At 43.8% G+C, this 25,169-nt stretch carries 20 protein-coding genes; 10 read left to right on the top strand and 10 right to left on the bottom strand.

What is annotated here, in order from left to right; all coding sequences use genetic code 11:
• The 3 genes from QMA41_RS02460 to QMA41_RS02450 form a co-directional block, all read right to left on the bottom strand.
• Complete coding sequence (locus QMA41_RS02460; RefSeq protein ID WP_019276939.1) at window positions 1–1,098, bottom strand: amino acid ABC transporter permease; 1,098 nt, start codon at window positions 1,096–1,098, stop codon at window positions 1–3.
• 1 nt (window position 1,099) lies between these two features.
• On the bottom strand, window positions 1,100–2,305 hold the full coding sequence (locus QMA41_RS02455; protein ID WP_038163946.1) for an amino acid ABC transporter permease: 1,206 nt from the start codon (window positions 2,303–2,305) through the stop codon (window positions 1,100–1,102).
• 72 nt (window positions 2,306–2,377) lie between these two features.
• Window positions 2,378–3,406, bottom strand: coding sequence for an amino acid ABC transporter substrate-binding protein (locus tag QMA41_RS02450; RefSeq protein ID WP_006962123.1), 1,029 nt, complete (start codon window positions 3,404–3,406; stop codon window positions 2,378–2,380).
• Between the two features lie 462 nt (window positions 3,407–3,868).
• Between QMA41_RS02450 and QMA41_RS02445 the strand changes: the two genes are divergently transcribed.
• Window positions 3,869–4,804: an NAD(P)-dependent oxidoreductase gene (locus QMA41_RS02445; RefSeq protein ID WP_281628754.1), complete on the top strand. Its 936-nt coding sequence runs from the start codon at window positions 3,869–3,871 to the stop codon at window positions 4,802–4,804.
• Between the two features lie 73 nt (window positions 4,805–4,877).
• On the opposite strand, the gene QMA41_RS02440 is transcribed toward QMA41_RS02445, so the two are convergent.
• Complete coding sequence (locus tag QMA41_RS02440; RefSeq protein ID WP_019276936.1) at window positions 4,878–5,363, bottom strand: YajQ family cyclic di-GMP-binding protein; 486 nt, start codon at window positions 5,361–5,363, stop codon at window positions 4,878–4,880.
• An 18-nt stretch (window positions 5,364–5,381) separates the two neighbouring features.
• Window positions 5,382–6,434, bottom strand: a complete 1,053-nt coding sequence (locus QMA41_RS02435) for a 3-deoxy-7-phosphoheptulonate synthase (RefSeq protein WP_281628753.1) — start codon at window positions 6,432–6,434, stop codon at window positions 5,382–5,384.
• A 210-nt stretch (window positions 6,435–6,644) separates the two neighbouring features.
• Between QMA41_RS02435 and QMA41_RS02430 the strand changes: the two genes are divergently transcribed.
• Window positions 6,645–7,532, top strand: a complete 888-nt coding sequence (locus QMA41_RS02430; RefSeq protein ID WP_281628752.1) for a putative PEP-binding protein — start codon at window positions 6,645–6,647, stop codon at window positions 7,530–7,532.
• Between the two features lie 116 nt (window positions 7,533–7,648).
• Entirely contained in the window at window positions 7,649–8,128 is a 480-nt protein-coding gene (locus QMA41_RS02425; RefSeq protein WP_019276483.1) for a DUF4442 domain-containing protein, read from the top strand.
• On the opposite strand, the gene QMA41_RS02420 is transcribed toward QMA41_RS02425, so the two are convergent.
• Window positions 8,097–9,482 carry a hypothetical protein gene (locus tag QMA41_RS02420; RefSeq protein WP_006962129.1) on the bottom strand — a complete coding sequence of 462 codons (1,386 nt, stop codon included), beginning with the start codon at window positions 9,480–9,482 and terminating at the stop codon, window positions 8,097–8,099. The genes QMA41_RS02425 and QMA41_RS02420 overlap by 32 nt on opposite strands.
• An 89-nt stretch (window positions 9,483–9,571) precedes the next feature.
• On the opposite strand from QMA41_RS02420, the gene QMA41_RS02415 reads away from it, so the two are divergent.
• Window positions 9,572–10,408, top strand: a complete 837-nt coding sequence (locus QMA41_RS02415; protein ID WP_021456328.1) for a S1-like domain-containing RNA-binding protein — start codon at window positions 9,572–9,574, stop codon at window positions 10,406–10,408.
• A 170-nt stretch (window positions 10,409–10,578) separates the two neighbouring features.
• Here the strand turns inward: QMA41_RS02415 and rsmF are convergent, their stop codons facing one another.
• From rsmF to QMA41_RS02395, 4 genes are all read right to left on the bottom strand, one after another.
• The gene (gene rsmF / locus QMA41_RS02410; RefSeq protein ID WP_281628751.1) at window positions 10,579–12,003 is read right to left on the bottom strand and encodes a 16S rRNA (cytosine(1407)-C(5))-methyltransferase RsmF; all 1,425 of its coding nucleotides are present in this window, start codon (window positions 12,001–12,003) and stop codon (window positions 10,579–10,581) included.
• A gap of 92 nt (window positions 12,004–12,095) precedes the next feature.
• Window positions 12,096–14,729: an MlaD family protein gene (locus QMA41_RS02405; RefSeq protein ID WP_281628750.1), complete on the bottom strand. Its 2,634-nt coding sequence runs from the start codon at window positions 14,727–14,729 to the stop codon at window positions 12,096–12,098.
• Window positions 14,722–15,993 carry a paraquat-inducible protein A gene (locus QMA41_RS02400; protein ID WP_065740174.1) on the bottom strand — a complete coding sequence of 424 codons (1,272 nt, stop codon included), beginning with the start codon at window positions 15,991–15,993 and terminating at the stop codon, window positions 14,722–14,724. Before QMA41_RS02400 ends, QMA41_RS02405 begins: the two co-directional genes overlap by 8 nt.
• A 33-nt stretch (window positions 15,994–16,026) precedes the next feature.
• Window positions 16,027–17,823, bottom strand: coding sequence for an ABC transporter ATP-binding protein (locus QMA41_RS02395; protein WP_281628749.1), 1,797 nt, complete (start codon window positions 17,821–17,823; stop codon window positions 16,027–16,029).
• An 88-nt stretch (window positions 17,824–17,911) separates the two neighbouring features.
• Between QMA41_RS02395 and QMA41_RS02390 the strand changes: the two genes are divergently transcribed.
• From QMA41_RS02390 to QMA41_RS02365, 6 genes are all read left to right on the top strand, one after another.
• A complete protein-coding gene (locus QMA41_RS02390; protein WP_006962135.1) occupies window positions 17,912–18,385 on the top strand; it encodes a GAF domain-containing protein in 474 nt (157 codons plus the stop codon).
• Window positions 18,386–18,483: 98 nt separating this feature from the next.
• Window positions 18,484–19,113 (top strand): RNA chaperone ProQ, encoded by a 630-nt coding sequence (proQ, locus tag QMA41_RS02385; protein ID WP_006962136.1) that lies wholly within the window; start codon window positions 18,484–18,486, stop codon window positions 19,111–19,113.
• 17 nt (window positions 19,114–19,130) lie between these two features.
• The gene (gene prc / locus QMA41_RS02380) at window positions 19,131–21,125 is read left to right on the top strand and encodes a carboxy terminal-processing peptidase (RefSeq protein ID WP_064487327.1); all 1,995 of its coding nucleotides are present in this window, start codon (window positions 19,131–19,133) and stop codon (window positions 21,123–21,125) included.
• Between the two features lie 139 nt (window positions 21,126–21,264).
• Window positions 21,265–21,927, top strand: a complete 663-nt coding sequence (locus QMA41_RS02375; RefSeq protein WP_006962138.1) for a hypothetical protein — start codon at window positions 21,265–21,267, stop codon at window positions 21,925–21,927.
• A 227-nt stretch (window positions 21,928–22,154) separates the two neighbouring features.
• The gene (gene pepN, locus QMA41_RS02370; protein ID WP_281628748.1) at window positions 22,155–24,761 is read left to right on the top strand and encodes an aminopeptidase N; all 2,607 of its coding nucleotides are present in this window, start codon (window positions 22,155–22,157) and stop codon (window positions 24,759–24,761) included.
• Window positions 24,762–24,857: 96 nt separating this feature from the next.
• On the top strand, window positions 24,858–25,076 hold the full coding sequence (locus tag QMA41_RS02365; RefSeq protein WP_006962140.1) for a DUF2835 domain-containing protein: 219 nt from the start codon (window positions 24,858–24,860) through the stop codon (window positions 25,074–25,076).
• Window positions 25,077–25,169 lie beyond the last annotated feature (93 nt).

Below are 25,169 nucleotides of genomic sequence, written 5' to 3'. Positions count from 1 at the left end.
TTATCGTTTGTGACCGGTATGAAGTTTGTTTTCTAGCCAAATCGAATATCTCGACATGCCGAAACAAAATACCCAGAACACTAACGCGACAAATACATAACTTTCTGTTGCAAACCCTAACCACTCAGGGTCAGTGTTAGCAGCTTGACCTATACCTAGTACATCAAACATACCAATGATAAGTACTAGACTTGTGTCTTTAAACAAACCGATAAAGGTGTTAACGATTGATGGAATCGTAATTTTCAGAGCTTGAGGAAGAACAATCAGCCCCATTTTCTTCCAGTAGCTTAGCCCGAGCGCATCGGCTGCTTCATATTGTCCTTTAGGTATTGCCTGTAGGCCACCACGAACGACTTCCGCCATATACGCAGCACTAAACATAACCACACCAATGAGAGCGCGGATAAGTTTATCGGTTTCAGACCCTTCTGCAAGGAACAATGGCAGCATTACTGACGCCATAAACAGAACTGTGATGAGCGGTACACCGCGCCAAATCTCGATGTAGACGGTGCAGATGCTTCGAATGATTGGCATTTCTGAACGTCGACCCAGCGCCAGTGCTACACCAATAGGCAGAGACACAACGATACCGACCAACGCAATGATTAGCGTAACCAGCAATCCGCCCCATTTGTGTGTTTCTACAACTTCTAGCCCAAATACGCCACCGTACAACAGCGCAGCGATAATAAATGGGTAGATGTTGACGAAAAACAGCCAAATCCAAAGACGTTTCGGTGTTTTCTCATACGCAAGCAACACAGTGAAAATGGCTAGCGTGAAGTAAAATAAGCGAGGGCGCCACAGCTCTTCCTGAGGGTAGAAGCCGTACATGAACTGTTCCCAGCGAACACTGATGAACACCCAACATGCTCCATCCCGTGTACATGCATCGCGTGTGGTTCCGACCCAATCTGCTTTAAGGATTGACCAATCAAACACTGTCCACAGAAGTGATATCGCTAAATACGCTAAGACAACCGTAAGGATAGAGTTTACCGGGCCATTGAATAGGTTTTTGCGTAGCCACCCGACCACACCGACTGTATTAGCTGGTGGTGGTAGATCTGGCTGAAATTGATGTACTTTCATGCTATCTCTCCACCAAAGCAACTTTACGGTTATAGATATTCATCAGAGCTGAGGTAATCAAACTCAATGATAGGTAAACGGCCATTGTCATCGCAATGATTTCAATTGCCTGGCCTGTCTGGTTGAGCGTTGTACCTGCAAACACAGAGACCAAGTCTGGGTAACCAATTGCCATCGCAAGAGATGAGTTCTTGGTCAGGTTTAAATATTGGCTTGTCAGAGGTGGAATGATGATTCGCAGTGCTTGTGGAACAATAACGAGCTTCAATGTTCTTGAGCGGGGTAGGCCAAGTGACATTGCTGCTTCTGTTTGCCCATGGCTAACGGCATTGATACCTGAACGTACAATCTCAGCAATGAATGATGCGGTATAGATACTCAAAGCCAGAAGTAGCGCTGCCAGCTCTGGGATGATGCTAACCCCACCTTTAAAGTTGAAGCCTTTAAGTTCAGGATATTCCGCCGAGATAGGTGAACCCATTAGGAAGTAGACCACAGTTGGGAAGACAACAATCAAACCCAACGCAATTCGTCCCATTGGTGTCTGCTGACCTGTAAGACGTTGCTTGTTACGTGCCCAAATACTGATAAAGACGGTGGCAATGATACCAATCACGAATGAAGCAATGACAATTGATGAGCCAGCTTCAAAAATTGGTGATGGGAAATAAAGCCCACGCACGTTTAAGAAAATGGCTTCGCCTAGACTGAGGCTCTGTCTCGCAGATGGCAGCGCCTGTAGGACAGCGAAATACCAGAAGAAGATCTGTAGAAGAAGAGGGATATTTCGGAACGTCTCAATATAAACAGCAGCAAGGCGACTTACTAGCCAGTTTGATGACAGACGAGCAATACCCATAACAAAGCCTATAACTGTGGCAAGGATAATGCCGAGAACAGAAACTAAGGCAGTGTTTAGGAGGCCGATAATAAATGTGCGGCCATAGGAATAAGTTTCATCGTATTCAATCAGCGTTAGGCCAATCCCAAAGCCCGCTTCTTGCGTCAGAAACCCAAAACCCGTGGCAATACCACGTGCTTCCAAGTTAGTCAGTGCATTATTGACAATCGTGTAGAAGAAAAAGACCAGAGCCAGTATCGCAATAATTTGAAATACGACCGATCGAAAGGTGGGATTGTATAAAAGGCTAGCGTTAGAAGTCGGTCCGTTATCCGTCTTCGACGCAACAGTATTAGTAGGTTTCATACAGCTATAACCTCAAATCCATTTTTTGTAAAAAGGGCGGCTCACACCGCCCATTTTGTTGTTATGTTTTGCTTAACGGATTGGTGGAGCGTACATAAAACCGCCCGCATTCCATAGTGCATTTACACCACGTGAGATTTGCAGTGGAGAACCCTTACCAACAGTACGCTCGAAGCTTTCGCCGTAGTTACCCACTTGCTTAATAACTTGGTAACCCCAGTCGTCTCGAATACCTAGGCCTTTACCTTTAGGACCATCCACACCCAAAATACGTTTCACATTTGGATCTTTAGATTTTAGCATCTCATCCGCATTTTTGGAGGAAATGCCGTACTCTTCCGCGTTCACCATTGCTGAAAGCGTCCACTTAGCGATGTTGAACCATTGATCGTCGCCTTGACGTACTACAGGGCCTAGAGGCTCTTTAGAAATGATTTCTGGTAGTACCTCAGCTGAACTTGGATCTTGAAGGTTTAAGCGAAGTGCATATAGACCAGATTGGTCTGTAGTTAGCACGTCACAACGACCTGCATCGAAACCTTTTGAAGTTTGAGCTGCTGTATCGAATACTACAGGCTTGTATGACATACCATTATTACGGAAGTAGTCAGCTAGGTTGAGCTCTGTCGTTGTACCAGACTGAACACAAACCGAAGCACCATCGAGTTCTTTTGCACTCTTAAGGCCAAGATCCTTCTTAACCATAAAGCCTTGACCATCGTAGTAGTTAACACCTACAAAGTTCAGACCCAGAGCAGTATCGCGGTGAAGTGTCCATGTTGTGTTACGAGATAAAACGTCAATTTCACCCGATTGTAGAGCGGTGAAACGTTCTTTAGCGGTTAAAGGCACATACTTAACTTTTGATTTGTCACCAAGTACAGCAGATGCAAGAGCTTGACAGTATTCCACGTCGATGCCTTCCCATTCACCCTTTGAGTTAGGGTTAGAGAATCCTGGTAGACCAGTACTTACACCACAAGTTAGGAAACCCTGCTTAGTCACTTTATCCAGAGTGCTATCTGCTGCAGAAGCGCTCGTAGACATAAGAGCAGTCGAAGCAGCTACTACTGAAGCAAGAAGTGTTAGTTTGTTCGCCATTTGTATCCTTCCTGTATGATCCATGTTAAACCAGGTAACACCTGATACAACGAATTAAAAAGTGTTGTGTTTCAATAGTTATTGGCTGATCCTTCAACTTTTGAGTTGTATATAAATCAACCATTTATAAGCGTAGGAAAGGATTGGTGAATTCTCAAATGTTTAATTTAAAAAGATTTTTGATTGAACTCACAAACCCGATCTGTAATTAGAATGACGAAATGTTAATCGAATGTAAATAGTGCAAGACTTCACACTAATGGTGCAAAAGCCGAGACTCACTATAAGTTAGTATTTACACAATATTTACATTTCGGGCAATTGATAATGAATAAAATATAATTCTGTAAATAGCATTAAATTTGGTGGTAAATTATGCGTTTGTCATTGTTGGGTTTATACATACGCCCCATTTTTGGTAGTATCTGCTGTTATAGGTTGTTGAATTGTTCAAGGAATGAAATGCAGTATTTTCCTCTGTTTATGAATCTTTCCGATAAACCCGTTTTGGTTGTTGGAGGGGGAGAGGTCGCTTGTCGTAAAGTGGATAGCCTGGTTAGGGCTGGTGCGAATGTAACGATCGTGTCACCCAAAATCGATACGTATCTACAAAACTTAGTGGAATCAGGTGATTGTTTCTGGGTTCAGAATTTTTATACTGACGACTTGCTTAACCGAAAATATGTTCAAGTGTGGGCTACAACCGATAACCCAGAACTAAACCATCGTGTTTACCATGACGCTAAAGCACTTGGTTTGCTTGTTAACGTTGTTGATGACCAACCTTATTGTGACTTTATTACCCCTTCAATGATCAATCGAGGTCGTATTCAGATAGCGATTTCAAGTGGGGGGGCATCACCTGTATTAGTTCGCAACATTCGTGAGAAACTTGAAGCAACCTTGCCTCAAAATTTGTCATTACTTGCTGACTTTGGCGCTTCAAAAAGAAATGACATCAAACAGCATTTACCCTCTGTGGATTTAAGACGCAAATTTTGGGAATCCTTCTTTGATGATCCAAGAATAGATTTGGTATCAGAGCGTAATGAACTAGAAGACGTTTATCGAAACACCTTAAACGCGGGCACTGAGGAACAAGGAAGCACGACTTGGATCGACTTTGGTAGCGATGTTGAGCTACTGCCGATGAAGGCGCTGAGGTTAATGCAAAAAGCCGAAGTGGTTTTCTACAGTAAGGAGTGCCCGTTTGACTATGTGGACTTAATCCGGCGAGATGCGGAACGGTTAGAATATAGTGACGATGTAGATTTATCGAAAAAACTGTTGGAAGCTAAAGAGAGCGAGTTAAGAGTGGTGGTCTTTGTTGCTCCAGAATCATCGCAATTTAATTTGTTGAAAAATGGCGATCTGCACATAAGGCTTGGTCGTACTTAATCTCACCAATATAGAACGCAAAAATAAACCCGCATGATGCGGGTTTATCGGTATTTATGGCCTTCCGATTAACTTAATCGCGGAAGTTCTCGTACTGAAATGGTTGCCCAAGATCCGCTTCACGAATCATCGCAATGGTTGCTTGAAGATCATCACGCTTTTTGCCCGTAACACGGACTTTCTCGCCTTGTATAGAGGCTTGAACTTTAAGCTTGGCATCCTTAATCGCTTTTACGACCTTTTTCGCTGTTGGTGTGTCAATACCTTGCTTGAACACAACAAACTGGTGCCATTTTTTTCCTGACGCTTCTTCGCCTTTTGCTTCCATTGCATTTACATCAACACCGCGTTTAGTTAGATGTGAACGAAGGATGTCACGCATTTGCTTTAACTGGAAATCGCCCTCTGCATTTAGCCTTACTGACTCATCTTTCTGCATTTCAAATGACGCTTCAACGCCACGAAAATCAAAACGAGTCGACAGTTCGCGAGACGCGTTATCCACTGCATTACGAAGCTCAACAGTATCGATTTCAGATACAATATCAAAAGATGGCATTGCTCAATTTCCTCTTGTTTAACCGCGTGTTTTTACTGCATTTGCTAACAGGCCTAGCATTTCAGCAGTATCTTCCCAGCTCAGGCATGGGTCAGTAATTGACTGTCCATAAGTCAGGTTGTTTATGTCTTTCATTGGTTGATTGCCTTCTAGGATAAAGCTCTCAGCCATGATTCCCGCAATCTGATTCTTGCCAGATGTGATTTGTTCGCAAATGTTTTTCGCAACGTCTAGCTGTTTACGGTGCTGCTTTTGACAGTTCGCATGACTGAAATCAACCACAAGGCGCTGAGGTAAATCGAATTCAGCCAACTGTTTGCATGCGGCTTCAACGGATTCAGCATCAAAGTTTGGCCCTTTGTCACCACCACGAAGGATAACGTGGCCATATGGGTTACCGCTTGTGCGATAAACAGTCATGCGACCATTTTTGTCCGGTGAATAGAAGTAATGAGAGGCTTTAGAAGCGCGGATTGCATCAATCGCAATTTTAATGTTGCCGTTTGTACCGTTCTTGAAACCCACAGGGCAGGAAAGCGCTGACGCCATTTCACGGTGAATCTGAGACTCAGTGGTACGTGCGCCAATCGCACCCCAAGTGATTAGGTCTGCAATGTACTGACCAGTAATCATGTCGAGGAACTCGGTAGCTGTCGCAAGACCTAGCTTGTTGATATCTAGAAGTAGCTTACGTGCTTTGTTAAGACCCGTCTCGAGTGCATAAGAACCATCAAGATTTGGGTCTGTGATCAGGCCTTTCCAGCCAACTACAGTACGAGGTTTTTCAAAATACGTTCGCATGACGACAAACAATTCGTCTTTGTATTGCTCTTGGATGTCGGACAGGCGTTTAGCGTAGTCAAGAGCAGCGTCGGTATCGTGCACAGAACATGGGCCGACAATCACCAATAAGCGATCATCTTCCCCTATAAGAATTTTTTCAATTTGACGGCGAGATTCAGCGATGCGTTCCGCTACATCGTCCGTAATTGGGTGGGCGCTTCCAAGCTCAGCCGGAGTCGGCATCGGACCCAGTGGCTGGGTTCTTAATTCATCGGTTTTGAGTGGCATACAATAGCCTGTTCTTTTTATTGCGAAGCGGTAAAGATAACGGAAACGTCAGTAGGAATAAACCTCTTATCTGTATTCTTAGTGTGTCTACCTATAGTGAGTGAAATATTATTCACTTATAGTTACTAAAAATGCTCCTCGGGCTTGTTTTACTTTGGTTCTGTCGGTATGTTCAGGAAAGAATCAAACAATAAAATGCACGGAGCAGTAATGAGCATTAATACTTCAGGTGAATTGCATTCAGAACTTAATTTAGGTGATGCGATACCGGGTGAAGAATCGTCATCAAAAAGCACGCACCTCTTTGTTTCTCTTTCCGATTTAGTCTCAGAAAATATTTTCTACCACCCATGCTATAAAAATGTTGAGTCCACTCTGAGTGACGTTGAACTCAGCTCAATTGACGCGATACTTGGCGAAGTGTCGATGGAAGAGCATTTCGTTGCCACGTTAACTGAACGAATTATGCAGTCGGTTAAGCCCAACCATCAATCTGTGCGTGTCGCTTTAGGTAATGCTGATAGTTATGAGTTGAGCTCACTTCTCGGTGGGAAAGCTGAAGCACAAGAAATCAACCCAGCATTGGGGTTACGCGGTGTATCTCGCTATGCTCAAACGAAGTTTAGTTCTGCATTTGCGCTAGAATGTCAGGTAATCAATGCATTGCAGCAGCAAGGTGTTCAAGTTGAAATTGTTGTGCCTTTTGTCAGAGCGTTGTCTGATGCAGCAAAGATTATTGATTTACTAGCAGAGCAGGGACTGCCAAGAGGTTTAAACGGGTTGAAGGTTTTGTATACCGTTGACGTACCTTCCGCAGCATTGCTCTCAGAGCGCTTATTGCATTACTTTGACGGCTTAGTTATCAACCTAGAGAATCTTACTCAGTTTACACTTGGTGTCGACAGGCTTAGCGAGGAATTGGAACATCTTTTCGATCCTCAGAGCGAAGCTGTCATCGACCTTATTGATATGGCTGTCAAAGCTGCAAATCACAGTAATAAGCCGGCATTGATCGTGAGTAGTGGGCTCGCTAACTACAATAAAATACAAGAATATGTTATTGAGCATACTTATATTCAAGTTGTTGTGACGGTGTAACCTAAAAATAGGTGACTTTGCTATAACTTCAAAAGGTTGATGTTAACAAAATGTTGACATCAACCTTTGTTCGTTATGAACTAAAGGAACATATAACAACATGTCGGACCAGTGAAATGCTCTCCCCACTTGCTAAAGCCAATTTGTACCTCAAACTTTTCGGATTTTTCAAAGTACCATTGATTTGGTTGTGCCGGCCTAAAATACTCAAACTAGATTCTGATTCAGTCGAAATCAAAATACCTCTAAAAAGAAAGACGAAGAACCATCTCAATAGTATGTACTTTGGTGTGCTGGCGATTGGTGCCGATGTGGCAGGTGGTTTTATGGCGATGAGTAAAGCTCAAGACAGAGGCCATAAAGTGTCTCTGGCCTTTAAAGCCGTTGATGGGCAATTTCTTAAAAGGCCAGAAGGAGACGTCCACTTTGTGTGCAATGATGGTGCGCTTATTGACAAAATGTTGGATGAAACACTGGAGTCTGGAGAGCGAATCAATCAGCCAGTGAAGATCACTGCCATCTGCCCAAGCTTACATGGCGACGAACCGATGGCAGAATTCCAGCTTACTCTGTCATTGAAGAGAATGGGTGGCTAATGTCATCCACTTCCATCTGTTCAATGGCAACAATTTTGTTTCTGTTGAGCACGATTTTCCAACGATAATAGTTGGGTTCGTCATTGTGATTGTCTTCTCTGGCAATTAGATTTATCAAATGACGTTTCTCGACAGATTCTTTACTGACTTGGCTATTATTGAGCGTGTAAACCTTATTTGAACCCTTGTCCATCAGTCGCATAAATGGTCGCATGCTCAACATCATGGATTCGCGAGTTTCTTCATAACCACTCATAAACTTAGAGGTCGACATCTCTGTTTCTGAACGATAGTGAAGGATCTGTTCTTCACGCTGTACAACGCGCTTTTTACGTATTAGCTGAATACGATCAGGCAATTTGAGCAAATTCTTATAGTCCAGCCATTCAAGCTTCTGGCCAACTGCTTTGTTTGTAGTCGGGTCTAGGTAATACTTACGCCACTTGGGCCGCCCTTTGCGTATCCACCGCCACATCACATCGCGAAGATCATCTTTAAAAATCTCACGCAAAGCGTAGACAAACGACATCAGAATGATGAAAGAGACCGTGATTTCACCCCAATAATCTCGCGCTAGAATGGCGGTAATGGTAACGAAAACCATAACAAAACCCGTAGCCGAGCCTTTGACGACACGCTTCATATTTTTGCCGAGCGACTGAGTTTTTGCGTTTAATACAACTGGGTGCTCAATCAAACGGCGTAGTAATCTCATTTTGTTACTGAGTCGCGTTACGTCGTCACGTACACTTTTCGAATTGTAGTTATTGAGCTTACGGTGTGCCGCTTCTTTTTCGACGATAGCTAACAGCCGATCTTTGATTGTCTTATAGTCACTATCACGTGGCATATGGGCGATGAGAGACATAAAACGTTGGCCCGTGTACCAAGACAGATAATTGTCGATGTTGGCATAGTAACGCTTTAGGCTCTCTTCGTAAGGAATACTACGTCTTAGTTTTTTCAGGATATCTAAGGCAAGTTCAATCACCTCATCCACTTCTTCAGTCGTGATGACATCGGAATTGTGTTTGTTCAGTTCGTTTACTGCTTTGTCTAAAGCAATCACATACTGATAGGCGAACAAACTCAAACTGACACGATACTGCGTTGATGAAAGGCGGCCCCGTTTGGCCAATCGACTGTGTACGAGTGGAAGCAGGGTTTTGTCACTGAAGTAGGCTCTTTTTTGAATGATCGACTCGTAGTAAATCTCGCTCTCTTTGAGTACATCTGGTGTTAGGCCGAGTTCGCCAGGGATGAAAAAATAGAGGTCGAGATCTGACTTTTTAGACGAAGCCATAGCGTGGGAAATCTTAAGAGTGATGCCGTCCTGCTTATCAACGGTGAGCAATGAGTACTCCTGAAAAAATTCTAATTATCTGGCGAAAGCATAACAGAGTTTCGGTATAATCACCGCAAATTTAGCAAGAGACAGTTGAAATGATTAAAGTTGGTCAGATAAACCACTTAGAAGTAGTAAAAAAAGCAGATTTTGGCGTATTTCTCGATGCAGGTGATTTCGGAACAAGCTTATTACCGAATCGCTTTGTCCCAGAAGGAACAGAAGTAGGCCAGTTTGTTGATGCATTTTTGTACTTCGATTCTGACAATCAGCTGGTTGCAACCACTGAAACTCCAATAGCTCAAGTCGGTGAGTGGGGGTTGATGACAATCGAAGGCGTAAACAGTACTGGCGCTTTTGCTGACTGGGGAATCAAAGGCAAAGATCTGCTTATCCCATTCAGTGAGCAACGCACGCGCTTTAAAGCAGGACAGAATGTGCTGGTATACGTCTATACCGACAAGGCGTCGGGCAGAATAGTCGGTACCACTAAATTTAATAAGCTGCTGGACAAAACGCCTGCTAACTACCAACGTAACCAACAAGTCGAACTCATTATCGCTGAACGCAGTGACTTAGGCTACAAAGCGATTGTGGAAGGTCAACATTGGGGAATGATCTTCAAATCCGACGTCTTTGGTAAATTGTTTGTCGGTAAACGACTCAAAGGGTACATCAAGAGTATTCGCGAAGATGGCAAAGTAGACCTTTCTTTACAGAAAATCGGTGTTGCTAAGATGGATGATTTGAGTCAGAAAGTACTGGATCTACTTGAAAAGAAAGGCGGTTTTCTTCCTTTGAATGACAAATCATCACCGGAAAGCATTTTTGCTGCGTTTCGCACCAGTAAAGGTACATTCAAGAAAACAATCGGTGGTCTATATAAGCAAGGAAAAATTACGATAGAGAAAGATGGCATTCGCATCGCTTCGTAATTGAAGTCAAAAAAAGGCCCGAAGCGGATATAGCTTTGGGCCTAGGGGAAGGGCTCTTACAGAGCCTGCGCTAACTGATTGATATTCGATGATTTATCATTAGATATAGTGTAGTACATCATCACAGTTTCGCTAGGTAACTCTGGCATTTCCTACTAATATTTTGCGGTTTAGAATAGATTTTTATCTCGTACTAGCTCTCTAGGTAGACCATTCTTCACTCGGTTCCCAACCCATTTTCCTAGTCCAATCACATCGTTACCAAGTTTAACAATCACTTCACCTTTACCTGATTGGTTCTCTGGTCGAACGTCTCTACCCATAAACCATTCGCGAGCATCGTCAGTAGAAAGTGTGACGCAGTTCGACTCGTGACCAGTGGCTAACGCTGTCGCGACCTGATGCTGCCATCTGTAGCCTTTTTTATGAGCTTCGGCGATTTTAATCCCCATTCTTGAGAAGCGAAATTCACCAAGCATAGGTTCTAGTGCGTTAGGGAAGAGCCAGACATCATTGTCGCGCATCCAAACTCCTGAATCTTTGGGAAGCTCGATATCTAAACTGTCACGCAGCTGTTTACTGATTTCTTGATGAACTTTGTTGGATGCCTTTTCAAATGGGAATTTGCCTAGGCGCTTTTTCACTTGTGGTGCTTCAGTAGAGCCAAGCTTTTTCATTCTGGCGACAAAGAAACCTTCACAATCATACATTTGAGGGAAAATATGTAGGAAGCCTTCCTCGGTCAACGCTTTCTCTGAACCAGGGAAGAGAAAATCCAGAGGCTCAAATTCTACGAGGTCACCAAACTGTTCTTTCAAGTGCAAACAGACTTGCTGGTTTTCTTCGATGCTTAATGTACACGTTGAATAAACCATAACACCGCCAGGCTTAAGTGCGTAAAACGCGCTTTCTATTAGATCTTTCTGGGTGTCAGCGATGGATAAAACGGAATCTTTGCTCCAGTTTTTCATCGCATCTGCATCCTTACGCACTGTGCCTTCACCTGAGCAAGGAGCATCAATCAATACGGCATCAAACTGTTCTGGCAGCCAGCCACCAAAGACTCGGCCATCATAATTACTCAGCGCGGCGTTGCGCACACCACAGCGCTCAATATTGGCATGCAAGACCTTGACTCTACTCGATGAGAACTCATTGGCGACGAGCACACCTAAGTTATCCATTTCTGCCGCAATTTGAGTGGTTTTTGAACCCGGTGCAGCTGCCATGTCAAGCACACTAAGGAAGTCGTCATTCTGATCTTGAAACAAGGCAGACACAGGCATCATTGAGCTGGCTTCTTGAATATAGAACAAGCCGGACATGTGTTCTGCCGTGTTGCCAAGTGGGGTTTCTGATTCGTCAGCCTCGATCCAAAACCCTTCTTCACACCATGGTACGGGTGACAATTGCCAGCCTTTTTCTTGAGCTCGCTGAGTAAACTCTGAGATAGAAATCTTCAACGTGTTTACGCGAATACTTTTACGGAGCGGACGTTGACACGCGGCGACAAAGTCTTCCATATTGAGGCCGTCAGGAAGAATGGCTTCCATTTCTTTCAAAAATTCTTCGGGTAAGTAGACGTTCTGATGCAAGGTTCTATCTCAGTTTTTACGGGGGACGGAATTATAGCGGATTGAAAAACAAAACGCAGCGAAATCGCTGCGTTTGAAAGCCTAATGTCATTTTATGGTTTTGGAATAGCGGTGCGCCAGGTCTTCCAACTCTCCTCTGGTGTTGGATAGAGGAAGAAAGACTGGCCAGGCTGGGCTATAGGCTGAAGCTGACTGTTCTCAGGAGTTGAAAAGGTGATTCCGCCTCTCACAATACTGTCTATGGTTCCCGCTTTGATGTTGGCACCGCCTAGGCCGATGGAAACATCAACACCTGAAGTGTTCCAGAAAATGCTATTTTGCCTTACAAGATAAGCGTAGTTGGGCTGGATTGAAATGGTCGAGACAACGCGATCAGCAAACTCTCCGAGTTCCACATTAATCACTTTACCCACTTCAATTTCTCTATAGAGTACAGGTGTGCCTTTAGCGACGGAGCCACGAGACTCGCTTTGTAGGGTGAAGGATACCCCCTGATTATCTCTCTCTTCTTTATTGAGGTGGAAAGTATGTTGAGCTTTACCTTCACCAGGGACTACGTTAATAGTTTGAGTGAGGAGGTTCTGAAGATTCTTCACGCCATTCAAGCCAACAGTCGCTTGAGCAACCCAGAAGTAGCTACCTTCGGTTGCTAGCTTGTCTGCATACTCAGGCAGCACTCGCAGTTTAATTTCAACACGCTCACGCTTAAAATCAGGTATAACAAGGGTGACTTCACCCACTTGTACACCGTTATATTTTACCGCTGTTCCTTTGGTAATATTGTTCTCACCCTCAGCATTGAGCGTAATGACATGGCCAAACTTTCGCGCAGTTTTGAAATCTTGATAGAGCAGCCATTTATCATTTTGTTTGTTTTCGACACCCGGCAAAGAATCGAAAGCGATACCGCCTTGAATGAGTGATTTCAAAGGCGCAGCCTTAACACTGATACCAGCTAGAGTAGCATCCACTTCAACGCCGGAACGGTTCCAAAACACAGTTTGTTCAGTGACAAGGTGTTTGTATTGGTTTTCAATACTCGCGGTAATGATCACGCCACCGTCAACAAGGTGGAAATCGGAAATGCTACCCACTTGCAGGTTACGATAAAGTAGTGGGCTACCTTTGCTGATAGAGGGAAGCTCGTTAGCAAACAGCGTAATACTTTCTGAGCCAGACATATTGTATTTCGCCAATTCCGCTAGGGACTTACTTGGATACAATGTGTATTGCTCTCTAGGGTTGTCAGAACCTTCGCTAACAAAACTGATAGAACCTGTAAGAAGCTGCTGTGCTGGCGGGACGTTGATGTTCAGTCCAGATTCAGTGAGCTCAGCGGTGGCGCTACCTGTGACGAAGAATCGGTTCTGTGACTTAATTAGCTCGGCATAGGTTTTATCCACCAGAACGTCCAAGTTTACCTTCTCACCTTTGAGCGATACTTTCGTTACTTCACCAACGGTGATGCCTCGGTATAGTACATTGGCACCAGCACCAAGTCCGAAAGAATTGTCAGCAATCAGAGTGAGAGCCACAGATTTAGCTTGTTGTTTATTAAACTGTTCTTTGCGAATGGCGGAGAAATAGCGAGAGCGATCGCCTTTTCCAGGAACTAGGGTAAGGAAATTACCTTTCACCAAGTTTGTTAGATTTTCCACACCAGAGAGAGAGACTTTCGCTTCTTCGAGGATAAAATTGCTGCCGCTCGTTAGCATGTCTGAAAAAGCTGGCTGAATGGCGGCTGAGGCGACAATCTCTTTTCGCCCATTGCTGAGCTGTAAATCAGTGACCTGACCGATTTCGATCCCTCGATACATGATAGGAGCGCCAGTTGGACTTATTTGATTATCATCTGGCAGGGTGATTTTAATTGGTATACCACGCCCCGCGGTTTTTAGATCGGGGTAGAGTTTAAACCGAGTGTTATCGGCAACGGGTTCACCGCCGTCTGGCGAATCGACGGCAATGGAGCCCCCAATCAGGGCACTTAAACTCTCTAATCTGACATCAACCCCTTCAAAGCCAATATTGGCGCCGATACCGCTGACATTCCAGAACCGACTTTCGTCGGTAATGACCTTTCGGTACTCATCGTGGATTGAGGCCTGAATGAGGACATTTTTACCTTGGCCGTCAAGCTGATAGCTGTAGACTTCACCAATTGGAATTTTACGATAGACTATTTGCGAGCCAACAGAAATGCCGCCGAGGTCTTCTGCTCGAAGGGTGATGTTCAAGCCTTCATTGGCGAGAATGTCTGAAGGAGCTCGTTCAAGCGCAGTAAACTTTGTTTCAGGTTCCGCTGGATTATCACTGGGCTGTATTGCAATGTAGTTACCGGACACCAGAGCGTCTAAGCCTGAAATCCCTGAAAGGCTAGCGGTCGGTTTTACCATCCAGAAGCGGGTCTCCTTTGATAGCAGTTTGGCTGCTTCTGGGTAGATATCTGCTTCGACGTAAATACTCTCAAGATCTTCAGCCAAGTTAATATCACGTACCATGCCGACTTCGAGACCCTGATAGCGAATGGTAGTCCGACCTGCCACTAAGCCCTGAGCGTCAGAGAAGTAGATCTGAATTCGCTGACCGGCGTCGTTAATCGCCTTAATAACTAACCAACCTGCGAGCACCATGGTCAATACGGGTAATAACCACAGCGGCGACACGCCTTTATTGCGCTTGACGTCCGGTGAGTAAGAAGGCTGATTAGAAGATGAATTAGTCATTTAAAGGTTCTTCTCTTTTCTCTGATTTGCTCTTAGCTGCGTCTGGGTAATTGTCCCACAGCAGTCTTGGGTCAATACTTTCTGCCGCTAGCATAGTCAATACAACAACGATTCCAAACGCAACCGCCCCATACCCTGGAGTAAAGTCGAGTATCTGGCCGCGATCGACTAACGTCATCATGATAGAAATTACAAACAAATCCATCATGGACCAACGCCCTATCCATTTAATAACAAAATAGATGATCATTCTCTGACGATGAAATACTTTGCGCTTGAATTGGATCGCGAGCAATAAGTACGCCAAACCGATGATTTTGGCGACGGGAACGACAATACTCGCTACAAATATAATGACCGCAATGCCTGGCATACCATTCTTTACCAGTGATGCAACGCCGGAAAAAATGGTGTCTTCAAGCCTTTGTCCATTAGTAATTAGAATCGATATTGGGATGAGGTTTGCCGGAAAAATGGCAATCGTAGCGGCAACAAGATAAGCCCAAGTTATTTGTACGGAACGAGGCTTTCGATGATAAATGGGTTTATGGCATCGAACACACTCAGTTCCTTCTGGCTGAGAAAGATGACAATGGTGGCAGTGGAGTTGTTTTTCTTTGAAATGATAAGAACGTTCAGACTCGTACGCTTCCCAATAGCGACGTACACTCACTCGTGTTACAAGCATGACTGTCGCGATCTGTAACAGGACTAAACCATATAAACCGACGCCCACGTATATGTCAGAATAGTCCTGCAACTTAAAGCAGGAAATAGCGACACTAACGAGAAATACATCAATCATCACCCAGTTTTTGAGGTGTTGAATCGTATAAAGCGAATATTTGAGTAACGGAAAATTACGTTGCTTTAATGCAGCGTGAGCAGTTAGGACCGAACCGCTGACTAGTAAAGGAGCGATGGAGCTGCAAAAGATAATTAATAAAGATAGGAAAACAAAACCTTCATCAAATAGCGTGAAAACGCCAGAAGGTAAGGTCGCTGGAATCATGACGCCAAATAGGCGAATACTAATAAAGTCAAAGAAATGAGAAGGTATGAAGAGCAATAGACAAGTAATCGCAATGGCTAGGTTACCGGATAATGAAGGTGTACCTCCACGATATAACTTGCTTCCACAGCGTGGACAATAAGCGCTTTTGCCTCGCTCGACACTGACAGTATCTATTGGGAGTTCACACCCATGACATAGTCTTACATGTGAAGCTTCAGAAAGGTGAGACGTTAATTTAGGAGGGCTCATATTGCCCTCCGAAACTTAAACAATAGCAGGATCTCAGGCGTGCGATTGAACGCTTCCATAAAGCGTTTGGTATAAACCTTCTTGTTTAACCAACTCAACATGAGTGCCTGCCTGTGTTACTTGTCCATCTTCTAAAACGTAGATCAAATCAGCCTGTTTAACGGCAGACAGTCGATGAGCAACGATTAAAGTTGTACGCCCATCTAAAAACTCTGTCAGCGCTTTATGCAGTGCTGCTTCTGTCGCCGTATCTAACGCAGACGTTGCTTCATCCAGAATGACAAACTTAGGATCGCTAAGAACCATTCTTGCAATAGCAAGTCGCTGCCTTTGGCCGCCGGACAATCGAATGCCATTTCGACCAATTTGTGTATCTAAACCGTCACTTAACTGACTAATGACATCCTGCATTTGAGCAATTTCAAGCGCTCGCCATAATTGCAAATCGTCATAGTCAGAGCCGAGCGTCAGATTATGCCTTAAACTGTCATTGAATAGTATAGGTTGTTGTAATACAACGGCAATTTGATCACGTATTACGTCATAACTGATATCATCTGTTGTCTCACCATTGAAACGAATGATACCTGAATCCTGTCGATATACACCAATGAGCAACTGGATGAGCGTCGATTTTCCGCCACCACTTGCTCCAACCAATGCAACTTTCTTTCCAGCTGGAATATTCAAGTTTAGATTATTCAGTACTTTGCTTTCTTCATTATAAGAAAAATCAATGTTTTCAATCTTGACGTCGACTTCTCTGTCCGTTGTAAACGGGTTGATTTTACTTACCGGGCGGTGTTCTTCTTCCAAGTCGAGTAGGGCGTTGATACGACCCAGTGCCGCTTTTGCGCTGTACCAAGAAAACTGAATACCAAGTAGCTCTTGCACTGGGCCCAACATAAACCATAGGTAGCCAAAGACAGCAAATATTTGACCGATAGTTAAGTCACTGAACAAGACCATTAACATGGCAGCAGCACGGAACAACTCAAAACCAAGCAGGAATAGAAGAAAAGAGACTCGCCCAGCGGCTTCGGATTGCCACGCGTATTTATCAGCGTCTACACGGACCTGATTGGCCTGTTGCTTTAATTCACTAAGAAATTCCCGCTCGCGATTGGCTGCACGTAGTTGGTAGATGCCGTCTAAGGTTTCAACAAGACGATTTTGGAATCGCTCAAAAGATTGGTTCTCGCGTTTTTTAAGATGTTTTACTTTACTGCCCAGCTTTCGAGAGAAGTAAATAACAATAGGATTGACCAAAAGGATGAATAAGCCGAGACGCCACTCCAACCAAAGTAGAACACCAGCTGTACCGATGACCGTTAACAAACTAATGAGGAATTTACTGAGTGTTGTACCGATGAACTGGTCAATGGTTTCTACATCGGTAATCAAGTGAGCATTGATACCGCCGCTTCCACGCGTTTCGTATTGTCTGATACTGATACGACCTAATTTGTCTATCATCTTGCTGCGCATCTGATACGTGATCGTTTTGGATACGAGAGTAAACTGGCGTCCCTGCAGGATATTTAAACCTTGGCTCACGGTTCGCATCAAAACAACGAGAAGCAGGGTAAGGAATATATAGCCGGTTGGTGTCTGCATTGAAACAGGTAACACTTTATCCATTAACTCAAGGCCTGTTGCAGGCTTATCAAGCAGCACTTCATCGACCATTAAAGGCATTAAGAGAGGGATAGGTACACTGACGAGTGTTGCGAAAAGCGCGATGATGTTGGCGAGAACAAGTTTCGACTTGTGCTTTTTTACTTGAGTTATCAGCCAAGAACGGCTAATAGTGTTGGGGTTATCAGACATTATAATGAGAATGCTTACTATTTAGAGTTTACGGACGATTGTACGTTGATTCATGATGGAAGTCTCTAATTTTCAAATGGAAGTCAATATGAAAATAGAACATTACCACCGCTTAACCAAGCAAGCTGTTGCACTTTTAGAGTCAGAAAAAGACCTTATCGCCAATTTGTCGAATCTAAGTGCTCTTTTAAATATGGAGCTTGAGGAACTTAATTGGGTGGGTTTCTATCTAATGAAAGAAGGGGAACTGGTTCTTGGTCCATTTCAGGGGCAACCTGCGTGCGTGAGAATTCCTGTTGGTCGTGGTGTATGTGGAACAGCCGTGGCAACCAATACGGTGCAACGTGTTTACGACGTTCATCAGTTTGAAGGACATATCGCGTGCGATGCCGCCAGTAATTCCGAGATCGTCATTCCATTTAGCATTAATGGCCAAATTGTTGGTGTACTCGATATTGACAGCCCAAAAGTGGGACGATTTAGTGAAATAGATGAAGAAGGTTTAACGTTTTTGATGAGCGAAGTGGAAAAGCTGTTTAATTCACACGCTATCAGTGCATAATTTCCATATTGAGTGTGGTTTTTCGCTTGCAGGTCACTATAATACCTGAAATATTTATCTTAATGCTCGCGGACAAGCCGCACTAACCAGGACTCCTCATGGAAAACACTGAAAAGTTAAAAAACAGCAAAGAAGTGATTGCATATATTGCTGAATGTTTCCCTAAGTGCTTTACTTTAGAAGGTGAAGCAAAACCACTTAAAATTGGTATTTTTCAAGATCTTGCGGAACGTCTAAGCGACGATCCAAAAGTGAGTAAAACTCAGCTTCGTGCAGCGTTAAGACAATACACTTCTTCATGGCGTTACCTACACGGTGTTAAGCCGGGTGCGACTCGTGTTGACCTAGATGGCAACTCAGCAGGTGATCTTGAAGAAGAGCATGTTGAACACGCAAAAACAGCGCTAGCTGAAAGCAAGGCTAAAGTGCAAGCTCGTCGCAAAGAGCAAGCTCAAAAAGCTCGTGAAGAAGGTAAAGCGAAAGCTAAGCCGGCTAACAAAAAGCCACAAAGCCGTCGCCCACAACAAAACAAAGCACAGAAAGCCAGCAAGCCAGTAGAAACGCGCGCTCTGAATGCTGATGAAATTACAATCGGTAATCAAGTAAACGTAAATATGGGCAAAGGAAACATGGCTGCGACTATCGTTGAAATCAATAAGGAAGATGTGCGTGTTCAACTGTCTAACGGCCTGCAAATGGTTGTGAAAGCGGAGCACCTGCGCGCATAAAGGAGATACTCCTACGCATGAAATGCCGTTCAAAATTGTCGCTGATTGCTGCTAGCCTCTGGCTGGCAGCTTCGTCAGCAAACGCTCTTGAAGCGAAAATTACTCTCGAAGACTTACCCGTCTTAGCTCCCGAAGCCCAACATGCGACAGCAAGTAAACGCGTTACCTCACGCTTCACTCGTTCTCACTACAAGCACTTCACACTCAACGATCAATTCTCTCAGGCGATATTCCAACGTTATGTAGAGTCTCTTGATTTCAATCGTAACGTTTTCACGCAAGCCGATATCGACTCTTTTAATAAGTGGGCAGCTGGTATCGATGACCAGTTAAAGTCTGGTGAAAACCAGATTGCTTTCGATATTTACAACTTGTCGATGAAGCGCCGCTACGAACGATTTGTCTACGCACTGTCTTTGCTTGATAAAGAAATGAAGTTTGATACTGATGAAAGTATTGAGCTCGACCGAAGTGAAGCGGCTTGGCCAAAAGATACGGCGGAGTTGGATGAACTTTGGAGAAAGCGTGTTAAATATGATGCGCTGAACCTCAAACTGACCGGTAAAGATTGGGAAGAGATCAAAGACGTCTTAGGCAAGCGTTATAACAATGCTTTGAAACGTCTGAGTCAAACTCACAATGAAGATGCATTCCAACTGTACATGAATGCGTTTGCCCGTGAAGTGGACCCGCACACCAGCTATCTATCACCGAGAAGTGCTGATCAATTCCAGACGGAAATGAACCTTTCACTGGAAGGTATTGGTGCCGTGCTTCAAATGACAGACGATTACACTGTAATTCGCTCATTGGTCGCTGGTGGCCCTGCATCTAAGAGTAAGCAATTAGCTGAAGGTGATCGCATTATTGGTGTCGGCCAAGACGGTGAAGATATTGTTGATGTAATCGGCTGGCGACTGGATGATGTCGTTCAGTTGATTAAAGGCCCGAAAGGGACCAAGGTTAATCTGCAAATCTTGCCTGAAGGTAAAGATGCGAAAGCGGAAGTCATCACTATTGTTCGAGATAAAATTCGTCTTGAAGACCGCGCTGTTAAATCTGAAGTCATTGAAAAAGATGGTAAGAAGATTGGCGTATTGGAAGTACCAAGTTTTTACGTTGGTCTTGCAAAAGATACGGATAAGCTGATTACTGATCTGAAAGGCCAAGGTGTTGATGGCATTATTGTTGACTTGCGTAACAATGGTGGCGGTGCGCTAACAGAAGCGACGGCTCTATCTGGTCTCTTTATTACTAGTGGGCCGGTGGTTCAAGTTCGTGACAGCTATGGTCGGGTCAATGTAAATAGTGATACCGATGGCAAGATCAGCTACGACGGGCCGATGACGGTATTGATTAACCGCTACAGTGCTTCGGCTTCTGAAATTTTCGCTGCTGCTATGCAGGACTATGGCCGCGCAATTATTCTTGGCGAAAACTCTTTTGGTAAAGGGACGGTTCAGCAACACCGTTCGTTAAATCATATCTATGATTTATTTGATAAAGAGTTAGGTTACGTTCAATACACAATTCAGAAGTTTTATCGTATCGATGGTGGCAGTACGCAAAATAAAGGTGTTGCACCTGACATTGCTTACCCAACGCCAATTGAGCCTAGCGAAACAGGCGAGAGTGTTGAAGATAATGCACTGCCTTGGGATAGTATTGATAAAGCAAAATATGAAGTGTTACAGCGTAACGAAAAACTGATCACTAAGCTTAATAGCGAGCACCAAGCCAGAATCGCTAACGATCTGGAATTCCAGTTTATTGCTGAAGATATCGAAAAGTATAAAGCTGAGAAGGACGATAACTCACTATCTCTTAACGAAAAAGTTCGCAAAGAGGAAAGTGATAAGGCGGATGACGACCGCTTAGCTCGTATCAATCTGAGACAAAAATCTCACGGAGAGAAAGCATTTGAATCTCTCGATGATGTGCCAAAAGACTACGAAGCTCCAGATGCCTATCTAGATGAATCCGTAGCTATCATGGTTGATATGCTTAAGTAGCTGAAAATAAAGGAAATAAAAAGCGAGCCAATTAACGGCTCGCTTTTTTTATATCAATAATTAACGTGATATAGATCAAAAAATTTCGCTTAATCAGATTTCGACTCCTAAGCTTAAAGAAAAGAGTGAGGGGTGCGCTATGAGATGGATTGGAATTCTACTGACTTGTTTTAGCGTTTCTGTGTTCGCGAGTGAAACCAGAGATAACAGCGATTTAACTCAATTCGACCAGCCATTCCTGCTCGGTGACTGGTATTTGGTTAACCCAAACCCTGAGCAATCTGAAGAGAATTTTTTAGCCATCAAACTTAGCCTCGACTCCAACTATAGCTTCAAGATCGACATTCAAAAACGCGATTACTCGGTCGATCACTGGGAGGGACTTTACGCCGCGAATGAAGATACATTGATTCTCGGTTTGAATACCTCTGAACCGCAAATTTACAATTACAGCAGTAATCACAATATGTTGAATCTCAACGGTGTGGTGTTTACAAAAGCTCTATCCAACGCACTTGCGGGTATGTGGTCAAGTGCTCAGTTGAGTGGACATGAAATGGTAGCCAGTGAAGTTCAGCGGATGGATTTGATTTTGCAACCTGACTTCGTATTTATGTTTAGAGTGAGTAACGAAGAAGGCGACGAAGCTATCCATAAAGGTGTGTACTACACCGAAGGAGAGCATTTGGTGCTGCTCTATGAAAATGGTGAACATGAAACAAGATACAGCTTGAACAGCGATATTCTCACTCTGGAAATGGAAGAAGGAGCACTCTACGCCGTGCTGAACCGGGTAAGGTGACACAACATTCAACAAATATAGGTGAGTATTTAGACGTATAGTTTGAACTTATTCGCCACAGTAGGGTAAAAGCGAGGTATTTAGACATAATACCTCGTTTTTTTAATTGTCTGGGGTTAAGCTAGCTCAAAATAAAATTATCAGCGTTTGCAAATAACAACATATTCAATAAGTGTCTCGAATAGACACAAGCACAATGTATTACATCTAGTCAGAAGGATTTCGACATGGCTCAAACACCTCAAGCCAAATATCGCAAAGATTATACCTCACCATCCCATACTATTTCAGACATCGACTTAACTTTCGATCTCCATGATACCGCGACAATCGTAACGGCGGTTTCTCAAGTTAAGCAACTAAAAGATGACACAACGCTTCAACTGGAAGGTGAAAGTCTTAAACTGGTTAGTGTCTCTGTTAACGGTGAGGCTTGGACAAGGTTTGAAGAAAAGGAAGGTGCGCTGGAGATTTCCGCGCTACCTGAAGCGTTCGAACTGAAAATCGTCACTGAAATTAATCCCGAAGAAAACACGGCTTTGGAAGGTTTGTATAAATCTGGTGGCGCTTTCTGTACTCAATGTGAAGCGGAAGGTTTCCGTCGAATTACTTATTACATGGATCGCCCAGATGTATTAGCGAAATACACAACAAAAGTGATCGCAGACAAAGCAGCTTATCCATTCCTATTGAGCAACGGTAACCGTATTGCAGAAGGATATTTAGAAGGTGGCCGTCATTGGGTCCAGTGGCAAGATCCGCATCCTAAGCCTGCGTATCTATTTGCACTGGTTGCTGGGGATTTTGATGTCCTTCGTGATAAGTATGTGACTAAATCTGGTCGTGATGTGGCGTTAGAAATCTTTGTCGATAAAGGTAACCTCGATCGAGCGCCTCATGCAATGACTTCTCTTATCAACTCAATGAAGTGGGATGAAGAGCGCTTTGGCCTAGAGTATGACCTTGATATCTATATGATTGTTGCAGTTGATTTCTTCAACATGGGCGCAATGGAAAACAAAGGTCTTAACATCTTTAACTCTAAATTTGTTTTGGCAAATGAGCAAACGGCAACAGATACTGACTACCTAGGTATCGAAGCGGTTATTGGTCACGAATATTTTCACAACTGGACAGGCAACCGAGTTACTTGCCGAGACTGGTTCCAATTGAGCCTGAAAGAAGGTCTTACTGTATTCCGTGATCAGGAGTTTTCGTCGGATTTAGGTTCACGAGCGGTGAATCGTATTAACAACGTACGAATTATTCGTGGTCCACAATTCGCAGAAGATGCGAGCCCTATGTCACATCCAATTCGTCCTGAAAAAGTGATAGAAATGAACAACTTCTATACTTTAACGGTATACGAAAAGGGCAGTGAAGTTATCCGAATGATGCATACACTGCTGGGAGAAGAAGGTTTCCAGAAGGGTATGAAGCTCTACTTTGAGCGCCATGATGGCACGGCGGCAACCTGTGAAGATTTTGTCGCGGCTATGGAAGATGCATCAGGTGTCGATCTTAAACAATTCCGCCTATGGTACAGCCAATCAGGTACACCAACGGTATCCGTTACAAGTGAGTATGATTCAGCGGCACAAACGTATTCGCTGACGGTTTCTCAACGTACTGAACCGACTCATGGGCAGCAAGAAAAGCAGCCGCTTCATATTCCATTTGATGTTGAGTTGTATGCGGAAAACGGTGATGTCATTGAGTTACAATGTAACGGTAAAAAAGTCGATAATGTTCTTAACGTTACCGAAGCTGAGCAAACCTTCGTGTTCGAAAACGTATCTGAGCAACCAGTACCGTCTTTGCTACGTGAGTTCTCCGCACCAGTTGTTCTGGAGTACGATTACAGCGACGAAGAACTGATTTTCCTTATGGTGCATGCGCGTAACGAATTTGCTCGTTGGGACGCTGGTCAAATGCTGTTAGCAAAATACATTCGTAGTAATGTTGAAGCAGTGCAAAACGGTCAAGATGTCGAACTGTCTCCTGCGCTGATTGATGCCTTCCGAGGTGTCTTATTGTCAGACAAGCTTGAGCCAGCATTTATCGCTGAGATGATGGCATTGCCAAACCACAACGAAGTATCCGGCTGGTACAAACAAGTGGATGTTGATGCCGTTGCTAAAGTGCTTAAATCTATCAAAGTGAAGCTGGCTGCTGAGCTAGAAGATGAGTTTAGCGCGCTTTACCACAGCTTGAAGCAGGCTGAATACACGATCGATCACGCAGCGATCGGTAAGCGCTCTTTACGTAACACTGCTTTAGCTTATCTAGCATATAGAGAGCAAGGCAATGATTTAGCAGAGAAGCAGTACTTCGATGCGAACAATATGACAGATACCATTGCCGCAATGAGTGCTGCGAATAGTGCGCAACTAGCATGCCGCGAAACACTGATGTCAGACTACAGTGATAAGTGGAAACATGATGGCCTAGTTATGGACAAGTGGTTTGCGCTGCAGGGTACTAACCCGGCACATAATGTCTTGGATGTAATCAAGAATACGATGAGTCATGAAGCGTTCAGTTTGAAAAACCCGAACCGAACTCGTAGCCTCATTGGATCTTTCCTGAATATGAACCCAGTGCAGTTCCACGCTAAGTCAGGTGAGGGCTACAAGTTCGCGGGTGAGATTCTAAAAGAGCTGAACAGCAGTAACCCGCAAGTCGCTTCGCGCCTGATTGATCCATTGCTTAAGTTCCGTAAATACGATGAAGAGCGTCAAGCGCTAATTAAAGCAGAGCTTGAAGCTCTCAAATCGATGGATAACTTAGCAAAAGACCTATTTGAGAAGGTTAACAAAGCTCTGGAAGCCTAATCGCTGAGCGAAACAGTAGCACTTTACAGTGCTACTGTTTATTTATACAGTTCTTTCCTGCGCGTGGTAAAATCGTTACTTTTTTAATCAAAGAAAATGAATCAGTACTACTTTTCACTCAACATCTCTTATCAATCTTTTCTCGCTCATTACAATGGTGCGGCGAGCAACGTTTTAGTGGTGACAGACAATGGTTTACGCCTACAATTGCCTGCATCAAGATTCAGACCTTTTCTTAGTCAAATTGGCCTTAAGGGGCGTTTTCGTTTAACAACTGACCAAAATAACAAGTTTCTTAAGTTAGAAGTTCTGTGAGCAACTGATTTTATAGGAGTTTAAATAGTGCCTTAGTCACATTATCGAACATTTCACCTCCTACCACTCCTAAAAGAATTAACTATTTATCAA

Source organism: Vibrio sp. St2 (genome assembly GCF_947311885.1).
GTDB lineage: Bacteria > Pseudomonadota > Gammaproteobacteria > Enterobacterales > Vibrionaceae > Vibrio > Vibrio coralliilyticus.
Note: the sequence above shows the minus strand (reverse complement) of the source record. Positions and strands in the feature narration are given on the sequence as shown.

Bases quoted from the DNA above. Each gene is read 5' to 3' on its own strand.
- QMA41_RS02460 (WP_019276939.1), bottom strand. From the start codon at position 1,098: ATGAAAGTACATCAATTTCAGCCAGATCTACCACCACCAGCTAATACA.
- QMA41_RS02455 (WP_038163946.1), bottom strand. From the start codon at position 2,305: ATGAAACCTACTAATACTGTTGCGTCGAAGACGGATAACGGACCGACT.
- QMA41_RS02450 (WP_006962123.1), bottom strand. From the start codon at position 3,406: ATGGCGAACAAACTAACACTTCTTGCTTCAGTAGTAGCTGCTTCGACT.
- QMA41_RS02445 (WP_281628754.1), top strand. From the start codon at position 3,869: ATGCAGTATTTTCCTCTGTTTATGAATCTTTCCGATAAACCCGTTTTG.
- QMA41_RS02440 (WP_019276936.1), bottom strand. From the start codon at position 5,363: ATGCCATCTTTTGATATTGTATCTGAAATCGATACTGTTGAGCTTCGT.
- QMA41_RS02435 (WP_281628753.1), bottom strand. From the start codon at position 6,434: ATGCCACTCAAAACCGATGAATTAAGAACCCAGCCACTGGGTCCGATG.
- QMA41_RS02430 (WP_281628752.1), top strand. From the start codon at position 6,645: ATGAGCATTAATACTTCAGGTGAATTGCATTCAGAACTTAATTTAGGT.
- QMA41_RS02425 (WP_019276483.1), top strand. From the start codon at position 7,649: ATGCTCTCCCCACTTGCTAAAGCCAATTTGTACCTCAAACTTTTCGGA.
- QMA41_RS02415 (WP_021456328.1), top strand. From the start codon at position 9,572: ATGATTAAAGTTGGTCAGATAAACCACTTAGAAGTAGTAAAAAAAGCA.
- QMA41_RS02405 (WP_281628750.1), bottom strand. From the start codon at position 14,729: ATGACTAATTCATCTTCTAATCAGCCTTCTTACTCACCGGACGTCAAG.
- QMA41_RS02400 (WP_065740174.1), bottom strand. From the start codon at position 15,993: ATGAGCCCTCCTAAATTAACGTCTCACCTTTCTGAAGCTTCACATGTA.
- QMA41_RS02395 (WP_281628749.1), bottom strand. From the start codon at position 17,823: ATGTCTGATAACCCCAACACTATTAGCCGTTCTTGGCTGATAACTCAA.
- QMA41_RS02390 (WP_006962135.1), top strand. From the start codon at position 17,912: ATGAAAATAGAACATTACCACCGCTTAACCAAGCAAGCTGTTGCACTT.
- proQ (WP_006962136.1), top strand. From the start codon at position 18,484: ATGGAAAACACTGAAAAGTTAAAAAACAGCAAAGAAGTGATTGCATAT.
- prc (WP_064487327.1), top strand. From the start codon at position 19,131: ATGAAATGCCGTTCAAAATTGTCGCTGATTGCTGCTAGCCTCTGGCTG.
- QMA41_RS02375 (WP_006962138.1), top strand. From the start codon at position 21,265: ATGAGATGGATTGGAATTCTACTGACTTGTTTTAGCGTTTCTGTGTTC.
- pepN (WP_281628748.1), top strand. From the start codon at position 22,155: ATGGCTCAAACACCTCAAGCCAAATATCGCAAAGATTATACCTCACCA.
- QMA41_RS02365 (WP_006962140.1), top strand. From the start codon at position 24,858: ATGAATCAGTACTACTTTTCACTCAACATCTCTTATCAATCTTTTCTC.